This is a genomic window from Mesotoga sp. B105.6.4 (assembly GCF_002896535.1).
In the GTDB taxonomy this organism is placed as follows: Bacteria; Thermotogota; Thermotogae; order Petrotogales; family Kosmotogaceae; genus Mesotoga.
Window position 1 is genome coordinate 1 of record NZ_JWIM01000128.1, and the last position, 4,344, is coordinate 4,344.

At 48.4% G+C, this 4,344-nt stretch carries 2 protein-coding genes and 1 pseudogene; all 3 read left to right on the forward strand.

All coding sequences use genetic code 11. The annotated features are described in order from the left end of the window. Positions 1–1,516: hypothetical protein (locus RJ60_RS15725; protein WP_180979993.1), on the forward strand; the 1,516-nt coding region annotated here is incomplete at its 5' end. Continuing rightward, complete coding sequence (locus RJ60_RS15040) at positions 1,513–2,754, forward strand: uroporphyrinogen decarboxylase family protein (protein ID WP_099830112.1); 1,242 nt, start codon at positions 1,513–1,515, stop codon at positions 2,752–2,754. The genes RJ60_RS15725 and RJ60_RS15040, both read left to right, overlap by 4 nt. Beyond that, positions 2,738–4,344: pseudogene (locus tag RJ60_RS15045) on the forward strand (hypothetical protein); the annotation flags it as partial. The gene RJ60_RS15040 and the pseudogene RJ60_RS15045, both read left to right, overlap by 17 nt.

The following is a 4,344-nucleotide window of genomic DNA, read 5'->3' on the forward strand; positions in this document are numbered from 1 at the left end:
CTCACTTTCTTCGCATACCTTCTCCATTCTGCATGAAGCTTCGATTCTAAACGGGCTTTCAAATGGGGAGAACCATAAAGAGATCGAGGAAGCTTTTGAATTGATCGGGGGATTCGACGAGCATTCGGGAGGTGGAGGTCTGTATCTCTCTAAAGACCCCGAGGCAATCCTTGATGCAGTAACTCAGGGTTTCGGCTGGGTATTTCGGGCTAACCGCCTGGCCTGCAAGACAATCAATAGTCTACGAGAGAGAGTCTTTGGTTCTGGCAATTACATTACGGCGTTCAACCCAACAGGGCTGACGCGCAATGATTTTTGTGTTATGAATTGTGACGATCCGGAACTTTCTTTGGAAGCTCCCGATGGAACTGAGGTCTCTTCATTATTCTACAGCGGGAAGCTCTTTTTCGACCCTGGCGAACTCAAGGGCTTCGAGCACAGGCGTTTTCTGCCACGGAAGAAAGCTGGAAGAAATTCAGTTTCTGAAAGCTCGACAGGTAACTTAGAGGTTTCGACCGATCACTTCGATCTATCCTTCAACGATCGGGGAGAACTTGAATCAATCGTGGCCAAGGAGAACGGGCGAGAACTCCTTTCTTCATCTCTGACGGCTGGAAAGCTCAAAATAGTGCGTACCGCTGTCAACCCGACAGAAAACTTGGCAGACGCTATAGAACACGACGAGTTGTACACAGGAAAAGCTTCTCCAAATAGAGAAGAGGATTATCTGCCAGTCAAGTGTGGCTTTAGGGTCTTCGAATCACGGTGGGGTAAGGTGATTGAATTCCAGCCCATAGATAGATTCTGCAGGCCCTTCAGAAAATCCTTCATATTGCCAGCAGAATCTGCGGAGATAATCTTGTCTGTAAGAATCCACTACATCTACGACGTCGGTCCGTCTGACTTTCTGTTTCTCGAAGTTCCGCTCAACGTTGAGCGGCCGGAGATCAGCTACTCCACTCCCGGAAGAATCGCCCCGCAGGGTGATCTAATCAGCGGAAGCGGGACGGATACTCTGACAGTACTCGGGGGACTTAGAATCGATGATACTGGCAGTGGATTTTCGGTGAATATAGGCCTCGAAGGCATAAACCTGGTTGACTTCGCCTCTCCTTCACCTTTACGATTCAGACGGGACCTTCCGGCAAGTGGGAGATTGTTCTTCAGACTTTTTAACGGCAACCTGCAGAACCGCTTTGCCAGCCCCTTTCTCAACGGCGAACCCATGGATTTCGCTGTTAGGCTGTCGACTGGATCGACCGGATTGCACAAGTATTCCGTTACCATGAGAAATCCAATCTCAGTATTCAAGAGTGGCCGAAAGGCTGCTCCTATCCTCGCAGGACTGAAGGCGAGCGACAATGTCGAACTGTTTCTCGCTCAGGATAGATCAATGAAGCCGGTCCTTCTTGCTAAGGAAGTTGCTGGAGAGAAAGGCTATCTCATCGCAGGTGATGGGAGAAGATATGACCTGAAGGCATATGAATTCCTTCGCACAGATCTTCAAGTGGGGTGATCGAAATAACTTCAAAAGAGAGAATAATAGAAGCCCTGAACCACAGGGAACCGGATCGGGTCCCTATAGATTTTGGTGGAATGAGATCGACTGGAATCCATGCAATAGCATACAGGAAGCTTAAGGAGTACCTTGGACTATCAGACACATCGGTGAAAATCTACGACGTTTTCCAGCAACTGGCCCTGGTCGAAGAAGAAGTAAGAAAGAGCATGCATTCTGACGTCGTAGAACTCAAGAGACTCGACGGCGGCTTTGATACAAGAATAGATGAATGGATAGAGTTCGACTTGTTCGAAGACGGCGGAAGGTATCTTTTGCCTGCGGGTTTCGATCCAGTCACGTTAGCCGATGGTTCTAGAGTCATTATGAATGACGGCCGGATCGTAGCCAGCATGCCAAGAGGCGGATTCTACTTCGACGGGAAATACTTTCCCTTGGCTGGCACAGAAGACAAAAAGGCAATTGACGGACTCGTCCGTTCTGGTCTTTCAGAGAGGGAGATCGCTTTTCTGAAAAGCCAGCTTATGGAAATTAGGAACTCCGCTGACTGTGCGGTAATGGGAACGTTTGGAGGCAACTTTCTCGAGGCAGGACACACCTACTTTGGTTATCAGGAGTTCATGGAGAGAATCATAACGGATCGACCGTTAGTCGAATACTTCCTTGACAAGCTTCTCGAGAAGTACACCGTTGAGCTCGAAAGGTACCTTCATGAATTCGGTGACGAAATCGACCTTATACAGATTGGAGATGATTACGGAACACAGGAGAATACGCAGATTTCGTCTCGGCTTTTCAGAGCGCTCTTCAAACCACGTTTGCAGGCGCTGTGCAATTATATTCATTCGAAGAAACCCGGGCTGTTTATATTCCTACACTCCTGTGGTTCTGTTTATCCCTTCATCGGTGATTTCATAGAGGCCGGCGTCCAGGTCCTCAATCCCGTCCAGACGAGTGCAAAAAACATGGAACCTGCGATGCTCAAACGGGAGTTCGGAAAGGATATCGTATTCTGGGGAGGCGGATGTGACACTCAGCATGTGCTGCCCTTCGGAACATTGGATGACGTTAGAGATGATGTAAAGAGGCGTATAGACATACTCTCTCCCGGAGGTGGTTTTGTCTTCGCTTCGATTCACAACATTCAAATGGAAATAGCTCCGGAGAAGGTTTTTCGACTATTTGACACGGCTTATAATTATGGAAGAGGTGTGTACTGTGGCAGGAAAAGATAGAATCGTGCTCGTCCTCTCCCACACCCACTGGGACAGGGAGTGGTACGAGTCGTTTGAATCCTTCAGGTATAGACTTGTAAAGGCAATGGATAAGCTAATAGAAATCCTACAGAGTAGTACAGAATACCGTTGCTTCAACCTTGATGGACAGCTAGTGATACTGGAAGACTATCTGGAGATCAGGCCGGAGATGCGCCGAGTTCTCGAGGAACTTGTGACATCAGGTAGGATTGGCGTTGGTCCCTGGTACGTTCAGGCCGATGAGTTTCTCTCCGATGGCGAGTCGTTGATCCGCAACCTTCTGCTTGGTTCCCAGATAGCACACGAGTTTGGAGATCCACAGAAGCTGGCCTATCTTCCCGACACTTTCGGACACAATTCTCAAATTCCGCAAATAGCTAGACATTTCGGGATCACTTCGTCACTAATTTGGCGCGGAGTGTCTGGCGATGACTTGCCATGGGAATTCATCTGGGAGGGAGCCGATGGGAGCAGTCTGTACACTTACAGACTCCCGGAAAGACTGGGTTACTGCAACATGGCATTCACACCTGAGGGTCAACCTGTCGATTCGGCATTCTTTATAGGCTCTGCAAAGGAGTTCATGGAAAACTCCGCAACCGGCATGGTGGTGCTGATGGATGGCTGCGACCATGTTCAGCCAAGCGAGTCGATTCTTCCGTTCATAGATCAGCTAAAAGAGACCGACAACTGTCTTTCCTGCAAACAGGCGCTTTTCAATGACTTGGCGGCGGAGCTGAAGAAAAGGATACCTGCCACCGAAGGAATAAGAGTTCTTCACGGGCAGCTGAAAAACGTTAACATCTCCAAGAGGGGATACTTCAATTTCATTCTACCCAACGTCCTCTCCTCCAGGTGCAAAAACAAGCGCGAAAACTTTGACGCGCTAAACTGGCTAGAGAGTTATGCTGAGCCACTTGCGTCGTTCGCTCTACTCTTAGGAAAGCGGCATCCGGGAGGCTTCTTGCAGAAGGCTTGGAAGCTGGTTCTTCAGAACCTTGCCCATGACAGCATAGGTGGCTGCAGTGTGGATGAAGTCCATTTAGACGTATCGCGCAGATACTCCCACAGTATTGAGATAAGCAGAAATATAGCAATGGATTCGCTTTCAAGCTTGAGCGGAGCCGCTTCCGAAGGAGAAAATGACTTCTTTGTTGTCTTCAATCCATCACAATGTCCGACTAGTCCTGTGGAGATAGAGATTGATCTTCCTCATATTGCATTCGACAACCTCTCAAAGAGACCTGTTGTGAAGAACGAGACAGGTGAAGAAGTGGACTTCCAGATTTCTTCTTTACGCGAAACCGAGAAGTCTCTGAACTATCTTGGCGGTTCGGCGCCTATAGAGAAAGTTGTCTCTGTGAAGGGTTATCTTGGGTCGCAAATTGACGGGCTTTCCTTCGACAAGTTCCAGATATGCAGTTCGAGCAGACCGATCAATCATGACCTGTATAAAGCAAATAACAGTCGATGTCTTGAGAACAAGTTTTTGATGGTCACCGCAATGCCCGATGGAAGAGTTGAGATAATGAGCAAAGCCACCGGTGAAAAGCTCTTCACGAACCTCTT